This window comes from Pontibacter sp. Tf4, from assembly GCF_014212495.1.
Classification (GTDB): domain Bacteria; phylum Bacteroidota; class Bacteroidia; order Cytophagales; family Hymenobacteraceae; genus Pontibacter.
Window position 1 is genome coordinate 207734 of sequence record NZ_JACKZC010000001.1, and the last position, 15239, is coordinate 222972.

General features: G+C 46.6%; 13 protein-coding genes. 1 reads left to right on the plus strand and 12 read right to left on the minus strand.

From position 1 onward, the window contains the following. Positions 1 to 583 precede the first annotated feature (583 nt). The 9 genes from H7F15_RS00865 to H7F15_RS00905 form a co-directional block, all read right to left on the minus strand. A complete protein-coding gene (locus H7F15_RS00865; protein WP_185195058.1) occupies positions 584 to 2194 on the minus strand; it encodes an Ig-like domain-containing domain in 1611 nt (536 codons plus the stop codon). A 76-nt stretch (positions 2195 to 2270) separates the two neighbouring features. Then, positions 2271 to 3158 (minus strand): class I SAM-dependent methyltransferase, encoded by an 888-nt coding sequence (locus tag H7F15_RS00870; RefSeq protein WP_185195059.1) that lies wholly within the window; start codon positions 3156 to 3158, stop codon positions 2271 to 2273. After that, positions 3159 to 5021 (minus strand): tRNA uridine-5-carboxymethylaminomethyl(34) synthesis enzyme MnmG, encoded by a 1863-nt coding sequence (gene mnmG, locus H7F15_RS00875; protein WP_185195060.1) that lies wholly within the window; start codon positions 5019 to 5021, stop codon positions 3159 to 3161. A gap of 65 nt (positions 5022 to 5086) precedes the next feature. Next, positions 5087 to 5515 (minus strand): rRNA maturation RNase YbeY, encoded by a 429-nt coding sequence (ybeY, locus tag H7F15_RS00880; protein ID WP_185195061.1) that lies wholly within the window; start codon positions 5513 to 5515, stop codon positions 5087 to 5089. Next, the gene (locus tag H7F15_RS00885) at positions 5499 to 5924 is read right to left on the minus strand and encodes an ATP-binding protein (RefSeq protein WP_185195062.1); all 426 of its coding nucleotides are present in this window, start codon (positions 5922 to 5924) and stop codon (positions 5499 to 5501) included. Before H7F15_RS00885 ends, ybeY begins: the two co-directional genes overlap by 17 nt. Positions 5925 to 5957: 33 nt before the next feature. Then, positions 5958 to 9269, minus strand: coding sequence for a DUF4175 family protein (locus H7F15_RS00890; RefSeq protein ID WP_185195063.1), 3312 nt, complete (start codon positions 9267 to 9269; stop codon positions 5958 to 5960). A gap of 146 nt (positions 9270 to 9415) precedes the next feature. Beyond that, a complete protein-coding gene (locus H7F15_RS00895) occupies positions 9416 to 10177 on the minus strand; it encodes an exodeoxyribonuclease III (RefSeq protein WP_185195064.1) in 762 nt (253 codons plus the stop codon). A gap of 97 nt (positions 10178 to 10274) precedes the next feature. After that, complete coding sequence (locus tag H7F15_RS00900) at positions 10275 to 10619, minus strand: hypothetical protein (RefSeq protein WP_185195065.1); 345 nt, start codon at positions 10617 to 10619, stop codon at positions 10275 to 10277. A gap of 82 nt (positions 10620 to 10701) precedes the next feature. Beyond that, complete coding sequence (locus H7F15_RS00905) at positions 10702 to 11049, minus strand: carboxymuconolactone decarboxylase family protein (protein WP_185195066.1); 348 nt, start codon at positions 11047 to 11049, stop codon at positions 10702 to 10704. A 78-nt stretch (positions 11050 to 11127) separates the two neighbouring features. On the opposite strand from H7F15_RS00905, the gene H7F15_RS00910 reads away from it, so the two are divergent. Further along, on the plus strand, positions 11128 to 11814 hold the full coding sequence (locus H7F15_RS00910) for a ComF family protein (RefSeq protein WP_255481017.1): 687 nt from the start codon (positions 11128 to 11130) through the stop codon (positions 11812 to 11814). A gap of 485 nt (positions 11815 to 12299) precedes the next feature. Here H7F15_RS00910 and H7F15_RS00915 read toward each other — a convergent pair whose 3' ends face one another. From H7F15_RS00915 to H7F15_RS00925, 3 genes are all read right to left on the minus strand, one after another. Next, a complete protein-coding gene (locus tag H7F15_RS00915) occupies positions 12300 to 12779 on the minus strand; it encodes a DUF4265 domain-containing protein (RefSeq protein ID WP_185195067.1) in 480 nt (159 codons plus the stop codon). A 65-nt stretch (positions 12780 to 12844) separates the two neighbouring features. After that, entirely contained in the window at positions 12845 to 14086 is a 1242-nt protein-coding gene (gene gldJ, locus H7F15_RS00920) for a gliding motility lipoprotein GldJ (RefSeq protein WP_185195068.1), read from the minus strand. Between the two features lie 63 nt (positions 14087 to 14149). Then, complete coding sequence (locus H7F15_RS00925; protein ID WP_185195069.1) at positions 14150 to 15163, minus strand: PorP/SprF family type IX secretion system membrane protein; 1014 nt, start codon at positions 15161 to 15163, stop codon at positions 14150 to 14152. Positions 15164 to 15239: the final 76 nt, after the last annotated feature.

The following is a 15239-nucleotide window of genomic DNA, read 5'->3' on the forward strand; positions in this document are numbered from 1 at the left end:
CCACACCTTTCCACACAATCAACCTTCTAATTATTTTAAAAAGATTAAATTTTAAATCTCTTCTTCTTTCATCATTAGGGCTGTTTATAAGTGCATAAGTTTCCTATTCCACGCCCTTGTTTTATAAGTTGTGTATGGGTTTCTGTTTCTTCCACAACTGTTCCACACTATTCGGCTGGGCATCATTTTATAGTTCAGTAGCTTAAATGGCTTATCCACTTTTACATGCTTTTTGTGAATTTCTTTTTGCACAGTTGTTCCACGCGTGGAAAACTTTTTTTTCTGCTGTTAATTATGAACCTCTATCCACTTTTTGCGTGGAACATGGCCTTTTTTCGTGCAGGTGCCTCCGTGGGTGTTGATGTTTTCAATACGTTACCCACTTTTATCCACAGTTATACCCCCGCTTTCTGTGGATTTCTATTACCAACTTTCGTTTTCAGACTTTTGTTTTGATTTTCCGGGCTCATCAGCCGTTTTTTTCGATTTCTGCTGCCAGTGGAACAGCTTTCTGCAGAACTATACGGAGGGCTGTAACTCTGCGGGCATAAAAAAAGGAGACCATTACAGTCTCCTTCGTTTGCTATAGTTGTATCCGGATGTCTTCCAGATCCCAGTTGGCCCTTATTTCTATCAGGTCGGGGTGCATGTATATCTGTTCCGGTTCTTTTTTAAAGTCAGCGCTTCCCTGGTCCCATTTCCCGTTGTTGTTTTCGTCGCGTATCACGCGCAGTTTATAGGAGTTGGGCGGCAGATCCGTGAAGTGGAAGTTGCGCTGGTTCCTGACTTCTTTTAGCACTTTGTTCTGAGTGGTCAGGAGTTGGAGTATAAAATTTTGCTGGTTACCAGCTATAGTTCCTTTTACGCTCCCGAATCCCTGGGCCTCTGCTATAGTTAGTGGGATTGGCTGTATCGGGAATTTTTTGTTGTGCACCGGCACCAGCTGCGTGCTGTCTATTACTATGGAATAAGGTTGTTGCCGTGCCGCAAGTTTAGGAACTGTAAAGGTGAGTTCGGTTTGGGTCTTGTCCAAGTTTATTTGCTCCGGATACTTCAGGCTGGTTTTGTTTACCGAGTCTGCCTGAATGCTGATCGGGTTAGCGCCGTTAATTTTTACCTGGCCCTGTAAAGCGATGGTTAGTTTTTGTCCTGGTCTGTAGGTCTGTGTCTGCTGATTTCCATTGATAACCTTCAGTTGCGCTCCCTGCACGCGCTGTGTATAATCTGTTCCGAAATCTACCTGAATCGTGTCTAAGCTGCTGTTTCCCGCTGAATCGAGTACGGCTACCAACAGTTTTCCACCGTTAAATTTCGGGCTTCTGAACAGTTCGGCTATCTTTCCGTCCGGGGCAATTTTACTGCTCACTGTATCGGCGCTCCCTATTGTTTTAGCTGTAATCCTGCTGATGCCTTCGGTGTAGGTGATGGCAAATCTGTCGAGGAACTTCTGGCGCTGCAAGCCAATTGGTTTTTTGGTATCGATGCGGGCAGTTTGTAACACCACGTACTGCGAGTCCGGCGTTACCGTTATCGGTTCTGCTTTAAAACCGATGCGTTCAATTTCTTCGTAGAGACTGTTGGTGTTGGCATCCTGAAGCGCAAATATTTTATAGGTTCCTTCCTTCACGTTTTCCAGGCTGTATTCTCCCTGCGCATTTGCCTGTATCTGGTAATATGGCCTGCTTTTACGGATGTCCAAGGTATCGTTTGCGCGGTATAGCGCCACAACTGCGTCCTTCTCAGGTTCCTGTGTCAGCAGGTTCAGCACTTTGCCACTCACCCTGCTCGAATCTATATAGCTGCCGGTACTGAACGAAAGGCGCAAGCCTTTGGCCACGTTCTTTTCCGTTATATCCGCTATGCCATTTCTGAAGTTAAAAATATAGGTAGTGCTGTCCTGCAATGGTTTGTCAAATATCAGGCTCAGGTTATTATCCTTAAACCGGATGCGGTATTTATTATCTGTAAAGGGCGTTATCAGCAGTTCCTTCTGCACGCTGATCGGCTGTACATTTTCATTAAATTCCAGGCTTATTGTATTGGTGTTTACATTTAGCTGCTGGTTGGTCGGGTTGCTGCTTACCAAGGTTGGCGGTGTAGTATCTTTTGGCCCGCCTTCCGGGCTGCCTACGCTGGCGCACCCTGCAGTAACAAGTGCAGTTGCGGCGGCCAGAGCTGTGTTGATAAATCTCATGTGTTTGTGCTTATAAATGAAAATAGGCAAACTTTCGCTTGCCTTTTCCACGGTATCGTTTCAGTTAGTTCTATCGTTATTTACGCTTCGCAACATAGATCAGGCTGGAATAATCATTGCCGTTTTTCTCGGCATAGTTGTTCGACTTAAACCCGTTTACTACACTGCTGATCATTTTGGTTTTACCTTCTTTATGTTTTTCACTCAGCATGCTCACATAGTAGGCATCAAACTTCATGGGCAGCACTTCTTTCAGTTGCATTTTGTGCTTCTTTAAAAAGCGTTTCATGGTTGCCTGGGTAAAGTGGTACAAGTGCCTTGGTACGTCATAAGCCGCCCAGTTCTCCTTGTACTGCTGTGCATCATGCGAGTCAGCATTTGGTACCGCTATGATCAGGGTGCCGTCTTCTGTCAGGTGCGATATTAGTTCTTTTATCGTTTCGTTCAGGGTATGGATGTGTTCCAGTACGTGCCATAGCGTAATTACCTTGTATTTTTCGTCGGGTAGTTCGGCTATAGTTGTGGCTATAGTTGTACCTGTAGTTTCAGCAGCCAACTCGCGGGCCCGGTCGCTGGGTTCTACTCCCCTTACCTGCCATCCATCTTTTTTGCAGGCCGTCAGAAATACGCCGGTGCCACAGCCATAGTCCAGTATAGTTCCTTTGCCCGGAGCATGCCGGTTTATGAGCTCCACTTTTTGCTTGGTTGTAATAGAGCGCACAACGTGGTACGCTCTGTTAATGATGCCGGTCTTTGTATTGGTGTGCGAGATGTAGTCTTCCGACTCGTAATAACTGCCTATAGTTGTTTCATCCGGACGTGGATTTGTAAACTTAAAGGTGCAGTTCTCGCACTCCACAATCACAAAGCTCTCTTTAGAAACTGAGTTATCCTTTACTACCAAAAAGTTTTTGAATTCTTCCTTGCCGCAGATCGGGCAATGCTCCAGTCTTTCGTAGCTCATTTATTTTCCAAGGTATACCATCAGTACCGAAATATCTGCCGGAGATACGCCACTGATTCTGGATGCCTGGCCAATTGTTTCTGGCTGCACCTTCAGCAATTTTTCGCGCGCTTCCGCCGATAAGGCCGGTATGTTGCGGTAGTTGATTTTGTCTTTTATGATATAGTTTTCGAGCTCGCCCATTTTTGCTGCCATCGTATGTTCTTTCTCAATGTAGCTTTCATACTTCACAGCAATTTCGGCCTGCTCTACACTATCTACCTTAAACTTACTTAAATATTCTTTAACAGCAGGTATCGCTTCGGCTATATGATGGATTTCGATGTTCGGTCGCTTGATCAACTGGCCGGCGCGTTGCTTTTCAACTATAGGAGCTGAGCCTAAACTCTCCAGCATGCTGTTGATATCTCCGGGTTCGATCGGCTTATTATTTAAGTACGCGATGATTTCTGCCGTTTCCGCTATCTTCTTATCCACAGCTTTCAATCTGCTCTCATCAGCCAAGCCAAGCTCATATCCAAGCTTAGTCAGGCGGATATCAGCGTTATCTTGGCGTAACAAAATACGGTGCTCGGCACGCGACGTGAACATACGGTATGGCTCCTCGGTCCCTTTATTTACCAGGTCATCTATCAGTACGCCAATATATGCTTCCGATCGCTTCAGTATAAACGGAGCTTTTTCATTTATCTTGTTGTGCGCGTTTATACCCGCCATCAGTCCCTGGCAAGCGGCTTCTTCGTAACCGGTTGTTCCGTTTATCTGGCCGGCAAAGTATAGGTTCTCTACCAGCTTTGTTTCCAGTGTCAGGTTCAGCTGGGTTGGCGGGAAAAAGTCGTACTCGATGGCATAACCCGGGCGGAACATTTTGGCATTTTCAAACCCTACGATCTTGCGCAGCGCTTTTAATTGCACATCTTCCGGTAACGAGCTGGAGAATCCATTTACATAAACTTCTACTGTGCTCCATCCCTCCGGCTCCACAAAAATCTGGTGACGGTCGCGCTCCGCAAAGCGGTTGATCTTATCTTCTATAGATGGGCAGTAACGCGGACCTAACCCCTGAATTCGTCCCTGGAACATCGGCGACTTTTCGAAACCGGTCTTCAGGATCTCGTGTACGTCAGAGTTGGTATAGGTTATAAAGCAGCTGCGTTGTTTGGCGAGCAGAGTAGTTTCGGTGTAAGAGAATTTTGATGGGTTCTCGTCTCCGAACTGTTCTTCCATGCGGTTATAGTCCAGCGAGCGGCCATCCACACGTGGCGGTGTTCCGGTCTTCATACGGCCTGCTTCAAAGCCTAAACTCACCAGCTGTTCAGTCAATCCCTTTGCTGATTTTTCTGCTGAACGACCACCGCCTAATTGCTTCTCGCCGATGTGGATAATACCATTAAGAAACGTGCCATTCGTTAAAACAACGGCCTTTGCCCGTATAGTTATCCCCAGGCTGGTACGTACGCCAACGGCTCTCCCCTGCTCTACTTCAATGGCTGTAACCATCTCTTGCCAGAAGTCTACATTCTCGGTTTGCTCCAAGCTCAGTCGCCAGGCTTCGGCAAAACGCATGCGGTCGCTTTGGGCACGTGGGCTCCACATAGCAGGGCCTTTCGATTTGTTCAGCATACGGAACTGGATCATAGTCTCGTCGGTAATGATACCGCTCATGCCACCCAGTGCATCTACTTCACGAACGATCTGGCCTTTTGCCACGCCCCCCATTGCCGGGTTGCACGACATCTGGGCAATGGTGTTCATGTTCATGGTGGCCAGCAAAACCTTCGAACCCATTTTAGCTGCTGCAGCGGCGGCCTCGCAACCTGCGTGGCCTGCCCCTACAACTATAATATCATATTCTGGAAACATGTATTTCTGAAATTAGAGATGTTTCACGTGAAACATCTACAAGAGATTGGTAATTCCTTTTGCGATTAAAATTTTCGCAAAGATAAGCAAGAATCTTCTTGTTTGCGCATTTGTGCTTCCTGCTCTTCGGTCTTGTCTTTGTAGCCAAGCAGGTGCAGCACGCCATGAATGAGAACGCGGTGAAGCTCGTCCTCGAAAGGTATTCCTAAAGTCTGGGCATTGTCGCGAACGCGATCTATACTAACAAAAATATCACTTTCAATCACGCCTTCTTCATCGGCATTGTCGAAAGTGATAATATCGGTAAGCGTATCGTGATCTAAGTATTCTACGTTTATCTGATGCAGGTAATCGTCAGAACAGAAGATGTAGGTAAGGTTTGCTAATTCGTACTCGTGTTGCTCAACTATAGATGCGATCCAATCTGCAACCTGCTCCGGGTTCGATAGCGAAAACTCTACGTCTTCGCTATAAAACTCAATTGGATGATCCATTCTGTCCTGGTACGATGTTAAATTTCAACTGAACTTTCTTACCCTGATCAAAGAAGTTTACTTCGTCGCAAAGGTTACGCATCAGGAAAATGCCACGGCCACCCGGGTTCTCCAGGTTTTCAGGAGCAGTAGGGTCTGGCAGGTTCTCGTAATCAAATCCCGGACCTTCGTCTTCCACTTCAAACAGCAGCTGGTTATCTTCTACCTGCAGCGTAAGGTAAACGTTCTTGTCTTTGTCGAATTTGTTTCCGTGGCGGATAGCGTTATTCACAGACTCAGTTACAGCAACCATGATGTTGCCATAAATATCATCTTCAAACTCGAATTCTTCCTTTGAGTTGTCTATAAAACTTTCAATTACGCGGATGTTTTCGATTAAGGAAGGAATCTGAATTTTAACTTGATTCATATTTTAATCTAACGTGTGTAAAATAGGTGCTTCTTAAAACTTTACATTCTGGAAATACTCGCTAACCTTTTGCTTATAGTACGGAGACAAAGCAGGTGGTACTGTTTTGAGTAATTCTGTCTGTTTCTCTTTTGCTTTAATGTATTTGTCAAACGATGGTGGAAGTTTACGTGCAATGTCCTGTGCGGTTTTGGCTTCACGCTTGTTATCCAGCTCCCGCTCTTTCATTGATTTCTCTGCTTCCAGTAACCGGGTCAGGATCTCGCGCTGGCGCATGATCGTTTGCTCAGTTAACCGTTTATTAACGAGATCAGTCTCGCTTTGTTCCATCATCCGGCTAATATTTCCCAGATCGCCCTGTTTGCCCTTTTCGCCAGGTTTGGTACCCTGTTTCTCCATTTCCCGAAGCGCGTTCCGGAGAGCCTCCTGCTCCGCAGCTAATTTAGCTAATTCTTCAGACAGTGCCTTACCTGTTTTGCCACCTTTTTTCAAATCTTCTATTTTTTTATTCAAAGCATCCTGCACTTCTCCTAAACCGCCCGGTTTTTTCTGATTTCCCTTCTGTTTTCCGGCCATGCCGCCCTGCATATTCTGCATGGCCTGCTGCATTTGCTTCAGGGCGTCGTTCAGCATTAGGGCCAGGTTATTCATGCTGGTCATGGCGAGTTGTTGCTGGGCGGTGGCTTTGCCAACATTGCGGTCGCGGAGCTCCTTCATGCTGTTGTCCATGCTCTGGTTCATAGAAGCAACTTCGCGGGTAACAAACGACTCTATCTGGAATACTTTTTTAGCGAGGGAGTACAGGCTGTCTTCAATTACCTTGGCATTGTCGCGCAGGTTAAGCTGCTCCTGTGATAAAGCGATAAAGCGTGGGTCGCTCTGGTTTACCGTCCTGAAAGATTTCATCAGCGCTTCCTGGTCGAACGACAGCTTGATCAGGTTCTCCAGGATGTCGCGTAGGTTATCGAGGTTTTGCTGCATGCCGGCCATGCTCATAGAGTTCATCATCTGCTCCATGTTCTGCGCCATCTGCTTCATTTGCTTACCTGCCTTCTGCTGGCTTTCGCTGGCTTTTTTGTTTTGCTGTTTTTGTAGTTGCTGCTGACTTTGCTGCATGTTCTGCTCTATCTGCTGCTCGCCCTGCTCCTGCTGTTGCTCGTCCATCTGGTTCGGATTTTCGAGCTTGTCATTCATCTCCTTCAGCTCATCCAGCTGCTCTTTTACTTCCTCAAACTGCTCTTGCAGCTCTTTCTGCTGCTCCTGTAGCTTCTTGTTTTCTTCCTGCTTCTGTTCGGTTTTCTGAGCGAGTTTTTCCTGTTCCTCCCCCATTTCCTTCAGCTTCTCTGTTATGTTGTCCAGCTTCTGCTCAAACTGTAGTTGCTTGAAAAGCTCTAGTGCCCGCTCCAGTTCCCGCTCCAGGTTCTTCTCGCGGTTGTCTAGTTTGCTGAGCAGTTTCTGTAGTTCCGGGTCGTTGGCCTGTTTCTCCTGTAATAGTTTTTCGAGCTCTTCGTATAGTTTCTTGGTTTCCGGGTCCAGCAGGTCGTTCATGAGCTTCTGCAGTTCATGTGCTTTTTCGGCCAGTTGCTTATCCTGTTCGGTCAGCATATTCTGCTTTTTGTTGAGCTCATTAAACATTTCCTTCATGGCGGCCAGGTCCTGCTCCAGTTGCTTCTTCTTCTCTACCAGGTCTTCCAACTGCTTTTTGTCCTGCCAGTTCAGGTCGCGTTTTGTCTTCAGCTTTTCTTCGTTCTTCGCCAGTTCGTCCTGTAATTTGTTTGCCCGCTCCAGTGTCTTGCTTATCTGGCTGCCTACCGACTGCGCATTGCTGTTCAACTCTTTCTCCAGATCGCGTTTGCTTGGTACCTTTAGCTCAAAGGTGCGGGTGCGGGCACTTTTCGGACCGTGGATGCCATCGTTATCCCAGACCTGCACAAAATACTCCAGCTGGTCGCCGGGCTTCATGTTAAGGGCCGCAGTGTTCCATTGGTAATAATAGGCCTGGCTCAACTGCTGTGGCGCAAGTGGCAATGCTATTGTTCTATAGTTCGCCTTCGGGTTGTTCTGGTTGCTGATGCGGTAATGAATGGCCAGGCGCGATAACCCATAATCATCCGATACATCGCCGCCCAGCACCAGGAAACTATAGAGTGCTGTGTCCTGGAACTGCTCCACGGTAATAAGCGGGTGCTTGTCGGGGATGGCTGTGATCTGGTAATTGATGTTTTCTTTGTTGGTGCTGTACTGGTTTTTAAGTTTAATGCTATAGTTCAGACTTTCGCTGATCTTTTTGCTTGCCGTAAAGCCATCAGCTGCTTTTTTTGCCTGTAGTTGCTCCGCAGGTTTATCAAAATCCAAAGCTATAGTTTCAGTTTCGGAGGCTTTGAAGTTCCACGTGAGCGTGCTGCCTTCGGGCACGGTAGCATTACCGGTATTTTCGATCAGTTCGGGCTTGCGTTTCAGGTAGGCCGGGTATTGTACCTGTAATTCAAAGTCTTTCAGGTTCGGGCGTGAGAGTAGTTCTAAAGTATAGGTGTCGGAAGTAAAACCGGATCCTTCCAGCTCAAAATCTATGCTTTTCAGGGGTTGCTTGAAGGTGTAACTATAGTTTCCGTTTGCTACTTTTTGCAACGGTTGCCGACGGCCGTTATAGTTGATGAATACTTCTTTGGGCAGCATCTCCCCTTCTACGGCCACCTTCAACTCAAAATCCTCTCCCCGGAAAGTCTGTAGTTCATCGTTCTGTACCTTAAAAGTAAAGGGAGCAACCGGTGCATAGGCCTTTTTATAGTTGAGGATGCGCTCGGTGCCCTGCACGAAGATAGCTGGGTAGACCATGGCAATAAGGAGCGCAACTATAGCCGGAAGGGCCACATATTTCAGGATAGGCTTGTTTTCTTTGTAGGTAACGGCATCGGTAAACCGGAACTGCAGCAAATGGCCGGATCGCTGGTTTATACTGGCGGCTATCAGCTCGTTGGTTCTATCCAGGTTGTTTAACTGGATGGCATTCAGGAGTTTGTCTTTTATTTCGGGGTAGTGGTGACCAACTTTTACTGCCGCCTGCTCATCAGAAAGTAACCTGCTCAGGTTAGCCAGAGCCGCTACGGGCTGCGCTATCCAACGGATGAAGGCATAAACAACTATAGCTATAAAAGAGAAGAGAAGGATAGCCCGTACGGTTTGCGGAAAATAGAAAACGTACTCTAACAGGCTGTAAATGATGTAGATAGAAAGCAACATGCCGATAGCAAATAAGCTACCACGCAGCAACAGGTTCAGGTAAAATTTCTTTTTGAACTCCTGCAGCTGATGCATCAGTTGGGTAAGTGCATCCTGTTGTTTCATAGGTGTTTGCTACTTTAACGCTGGCAATGCCGGGCGGTTACAGCTATACGTAAAGCAAAAGCACCTAATTATCTGTATCTGAAACTATAAGATCAATCAGGTGCTTTAACTATAACTATAAAATCAGGCATTTTCGTATGCCGTTTTTACTCAATTTCGAGCAATACAGGGCAGTGGTCTGAGTGCTTAGCTTCGGTCAGGATAGCCGCGCGTTTCAGTTTGTCCTGCAGGTTAGCGGTGGCCATGTTATAATCGATACGCCAGCCCAGGTTCTTGCCTCTTGCACCGGCCCGGTAACTCCACCATGTATAGTTGTGTGGCTCTTTGTTAAAATGCCGGAATGAATCTACAAAGCCACTCTCAATAAACTTGCCCATCCAGGTGCGTTCTTCCGGCAAAAAGCCAGAGCTATTCGCGTTCGATTTCGGGTTATGAATATCGATTGGCTGATGGCAGATATTATAGTCGCCGCTAACTATAAGGCCCGGTAAAGTTTGCTTCAGATCGCCGATGTAGCCATAGAAGTCATCCATCCACTGAAACTTAAAGTTCTGGCGCTCCTCCCCGCTCGAGCCGGAAGGCATGTATACGCTCATTACCGAATAGTTATCGTAATCGGCACGAATTACGCGGCCTTCAAAATCGTAACAGTCCATGCCGCAACCGATCTGCACATGGTTAGGCTTGGTTTTAGAAAGTATCGCCACGCCGCTATAGCCTTTCTTCACGGCCGGGTGCAAGTATACATTATAACCTAAGTCTTCAAAAATGGCGCGGTCAAACTTCGACTCGTCGGCTTTTATTTCCTGCAGGCACAACACATCGGGGTTTGCTGCTTTCACCCAATCCTGAAATCCTTTGCTTATAGCAGCCCGGATGCCGTTTACGTTGTAGGTAATTATTTTCATTATTTTAAAATAGACTTAAGATATTAGACACAAGATTCAAGATTTTACACATCAAAAATCTAATGTCTAACATCTAGTATCTCATATCTTATTAAATTTAATCCAGCTGATTGAAATACTCCAGGATGTGCCACTTCAGCATTTTTTCTTGCTCTTTCAGGTTAGCAAACGGAATTGGTTTTACAGCTTTATAGTGCGGCCAGCCTTCTTCGTCTACCTTCTCCAGTTCGTAGTATCCCGACAAACTGAAAACCTTGCAGGTAGCAATGTGCATCAGGTCCTGCTTTTCTTCTTTAGTAAACTCGGTAATGCCTTTACCCAGCTCCTGTATGCCTATCAGAAACAGTATGGCATTCAGGTCAGGCTTCTTTCCGAATTGCTTCATCAGCAAAGCCCGCAGCTGTACCCATCTATGATCTAAATTATCTGATTCTTCTATCATAAGATAAATTGCTGCATGGCTAAATTGTTAAATGGTTATTCTGAAGAGAAATCAACAATTTAACCATGCAACCATTAAACAATTAACTTTTTTGCGCTTTCAGTTCTTCCCAGTACTCTACTGCTCTGCGGAAGTGCGGTATCACGATGGAGCCGCCTACCAGGTTGGCGATCGAGAATACTTCAAATACTTCTTCGTCGGTAACGCCTTCTTCAAAACTTTTACCCAGGTGGTATTTAATGCAGTCATCGCAGCGCAGCACCATAGAGGCCACCAAACCCAGCATTTCCTTTGTTTTTACATCAAGGGCGCCTTCCGCATACGTATTGGTATCTAAGTTAAAAAAGCGTTTGATCACTTTATTGTCGTAAGACATAATGCGCTCGTTCATGCGCGAGCGGTACTCGTTGAATTCTTCTATCTGACTCATTGTTGTGATTAAATTCTGAACTATAGTTATAAAATTACGGCAAAAAAATTACAAAACCTTAACCCCAAAGGCGCTACTATGTTTGACGACCTGCTGGCCTTATTTTTTCCGGAGAGTTGCTTTGCCTGCGATGGCATTTTGGCCCGCGGCGAGAAATTTATCTGCACCGAATGCAATGTAAAGCTGCCGTATACTGATTATCATGCGCATGGCGCTACGGAGCTAAACCCCTTGCAGCGCAGGTTCTGGGGTAAAGTGCCTGTCAGGTTTGCCTTCTCCTATTTTACCTTTCAAAGCAAAGGAAGTGTGCAGCGATTGTTGCACCATTTAAAGTATAAGGGCGCCAAAGAGTTGGGCGAACACCTGGGCCACCGCTATGGTAGTGTATTAAAAGATTACCAATACCACGAGCAGTTTGATCTGATAATTCCGGTACCATTGCATAAACAGAAACTCCGCAAGCGCGGCTATAATCAATCGGAGCACTTTGCACTGGGCCTCGGAGCGGCAATGGAAGTGCCTGCCTTAACCAATGTGCTTATCAGAACTATAAACACCAGCACCCAAACCCGGAAAGACCGCCTGAACCGATGGCAAAATGTGGAGCAGGTTTTTGAGGTGAAGAAACCCGAAACTATAGATGGTAAACATGTACTTATAGTGGATGATGTACTGACGACCGGGGCCACCTTAGAAGCCTGCGCGGTAGCGTTACTGGATGCCGGTGCCGAGGAGGTAAGTGTAGTAACTATAGCTGCCGCTTAATTTTATGGCAAGGGATTTTAGACAAAGGATAAAACAGCGAAACTATAGATTTCTTTTCGTTGCCCTCGCTCGCGTCCCGCGAGTGTGCGTTATTATACGGTCTCTGGCCGTGTTAAACTGTAATTTGCTGAAAGCTATAGTTGGAAAAAGCTATAGTTGCGATAGTTAACATGGCGGGGCGTCCTCGCTTTTGTCAAACTATAGTTGGGCCTCTGGCCCAGTCGGACTACAAATCCGACTTTGTAAGTATGTCCCTGATCTCAGATCCGCGCCAGTGTAATTGAGTTAGGAATAACCTATAGTTCTATAGTTACGGCAATGGGTAATCCTTGCTTTTTCAAAGCAAGGCCAGTTACAAACTGGCTCCAAACCCAGCCACAAGTTGCGCTGTTGCTAAACTTGCGGCATTTTATAAACTATAGTTTAACGCGGCCAGAGGGTGTTAAGGCTCTAATATCAAATACTCCTTTGTCAGGAAATTTAAACTATGATTCTGTTTGTTTGCGGTGCACGTCTGACAGGCTTGGCTCGGCATATTCAATTTCTTCTTCGGCTTCCAGTCTGTCCAGCTCGGCTTTTACCTGCTTATAGTCTACATCCTCCGGAATATCCAGTACAAAAAAGTCCTCGTTCACTACTTCCGATACACAACGCATCTTACTGAAGATCTCCCGGATCTGGTCCATGGCCATTGCTTCGTCGTTCAGTACCACCTGTACAGTAGAGTGGCCGCTATAGTTTACCGTTTTCTGATATACCAACTGCTTCGTTTTCGGGTCGAGGTCGGCAAACACGATGTCGTTGGAGGCGATGAGCGAGGTATAGAACGGGATGCTGTCGATCTGGTACAGGCGGTTCTCTTTGTCCAGCACAAAGGCCCAGAGCTGTTCTTCAATGTCCCGCTCAAACATATCACTATAGCTTCTGACAATGATCTGTACGTGTTCGGTGGTTTCTTCTTTCATGGTTGTTATAAAAATATAAAGCCCGGATTTGTGGTCCGGGCTTTAAAACTATAGTTAGGTAGTAATTATCTGTTTGAGCCAGCGTTGATCATGGCGCAACGGAAACCGATTGTTGCAGTTGAAGAGTCCTGCGTCATGAAGCGGCGTGTACCTGGCGATAACCAGTAAGCCACATCTTTCCAGGAACCACCTTTGTAAACACGAACTTCGTCGTTGATCAGTGAGTGGAAGTCTCTGGCATCAGTACCGTTGGCATAGTTCTCTTTCTCATCCTGGTAACCATCTCTACGGAACGGGTTCAGGTCTTCCATATCCTGGTAAGACAGCGGACGGTACACGTCCTGCACCCACTCGTTTACGTTACCAGCCATGTTATACAGACCGAAGTCGTTTGGCGGATAAGCATAGATATAGTCTGTGATCATGGCACCGTCGTTCAGGGCACCGGCAATACCGGCATAGTCACCACGGCCACGCTTAAAGTTAGCCATAAACTTACCCATTTGTTTGCCATACGGGTTACGTACCTGGTGGCCATCCCAAGGGTAAAGTCTGCGGTTGTTCTGGTTCTCGTCTTCAGAGTACTGTGTACCGATCATAGCCTGTGCAGCATATTCCCACTCAGCCTCTGTTGGGAGACGGTAGTTCGGAAGCACATAGCCCGACTCGATAGATGGTTTTTCGCCTTCAGCAGGAGCTTCGTCGCCGCCTTTTTTGCCAAACAGGCCTCTGCGGCCGCGGCCGCCATTCGCTTCTTTGGCCAGGTTTTCGTTAACCTTAGCAGTACGCCAGATGGCATAGTTATTAGCCTGTAACCAGCTTACACCGACCACCGGGAAGAAGCGGAAACCTGGATAGCGCAGATAATACGTTACGTAAGGGTCGTTGAACGAAAGCTGACGGGACCATACGGTTGTATCCGGCAGGGCAGCCTGGTATACTTCCGGCACCGAATCCTGCTTAATGTAGTGCAGATACTCCAGCCAGTGGATGTTGGCAACTTCAGTCTCATCCATATAAAAAGAAGCTACAGTTACCGTACGCTCGATATTGTCGCGCGTCATGGCAATGTCTTCTTCCATAGAACCTAAAACGGTACGGCCACCTTCTATAAAAATCAAACCCGGACCACCCTGTATATCAGCATAGTCTTCTACAGCAAAGGCTTTTTCGTCCTCGCCGTATTCTATACCTGTAGCAGTACTGTAGTCGCCGGGGTTTGTGCTGGTAGGGTTGCCTCCCCTGTTGCAGGCAGTAAGGAGTAAGCCTCCCATAACCGCAGCCGATAAATACTTAGCAAACTTCATAAAATAGCACCCAATTTAGATAAGGTTCTTGTAACGTAATTTAATGTGCAATTATAAATAAAATTAGAATGCCGGACAAACAATGCGCTTGCTTATTTTTGACCCGGAACGACCTCGCAACACATTATTTGTTGTAAGTCGTTCAAAAACCAGGGAAATTTCGGTTGCGCCCCCGTTTTGCCGGGTAAAGTCTGTAATTCCAACATCGTGGCTAAACCCGATTTTAAGCTGGTTTAGCTGTAGCCCTGCTATTACGGCAAGCGCCTGCTCGTGGTTGGCACCGCCTGTTACCGGTACTCCTTTATATATTAAGCCTAACGACAGCGGCGTATAATTAGTGTATAAACCCAGGTCCAGGCGTGTAAAATTTTCCTGATGTATAAAGGTGGCAACCGGCGATACGCTGAACTCTGCTTCTCCGTTTGAGCTTCGGTAGCCGTTAACGTAAAATTTGTAAACAGCGTTTGCCGTAAATCGTATGGGTAACCGTGTTTTTTCGCCGAAGCCATAGGTGGGCCTGTTTAAATGCGAGGCAGCCAGCCCTAACAGCAACTCTTCGCTATAAAGCAGCAGCCCGGTTGTAAAGCTCAGGTACTTAGTTGGTTCAAATGTGTTCGCCTCAGCCGATGTAAGCGCCACCTGGCCATTATCCGTCAGCTGGTCGCCAAACACAAGGTTGCTATAGTTTACGCTTAAAGAACCAATAGTGCCCTGCAAACCAGCCGACAAACTATAGTTTTTGGTTAGCCGGATGTGGTGGGCATATCCGGCCGAAGCGTGCAGTTTTTGTAATCCGCCAATACCGGACTTGTCCTGCTGCACTACCAGGCTAATTGCACTATTTGTATTTGGCAGCAATAAATCGGTGGAGAGCTGGTTAGTTACGAAGGCGCCGTTAAGCGCAGGCCACTGGGTGCGGTGGTGCAGGCTTACGCTCCAGTCGTGGCCGATGCCGGCAAAGGCAGGGTTATAGTACAGGCGGCTGGCATACTGCTGCGAAAAAAGAACATCCTGCGCTGTTGCAGCAACGCCACATAGCCACAAGGCAAGGCACAGGATCAGTTTTTTTAATCGCATTCTTTTACATCTATACTATAAACTATAGTTAAAAAGTGCAGTTAGTTATCCTCACTTTTAAACTTTTGCATAGTAT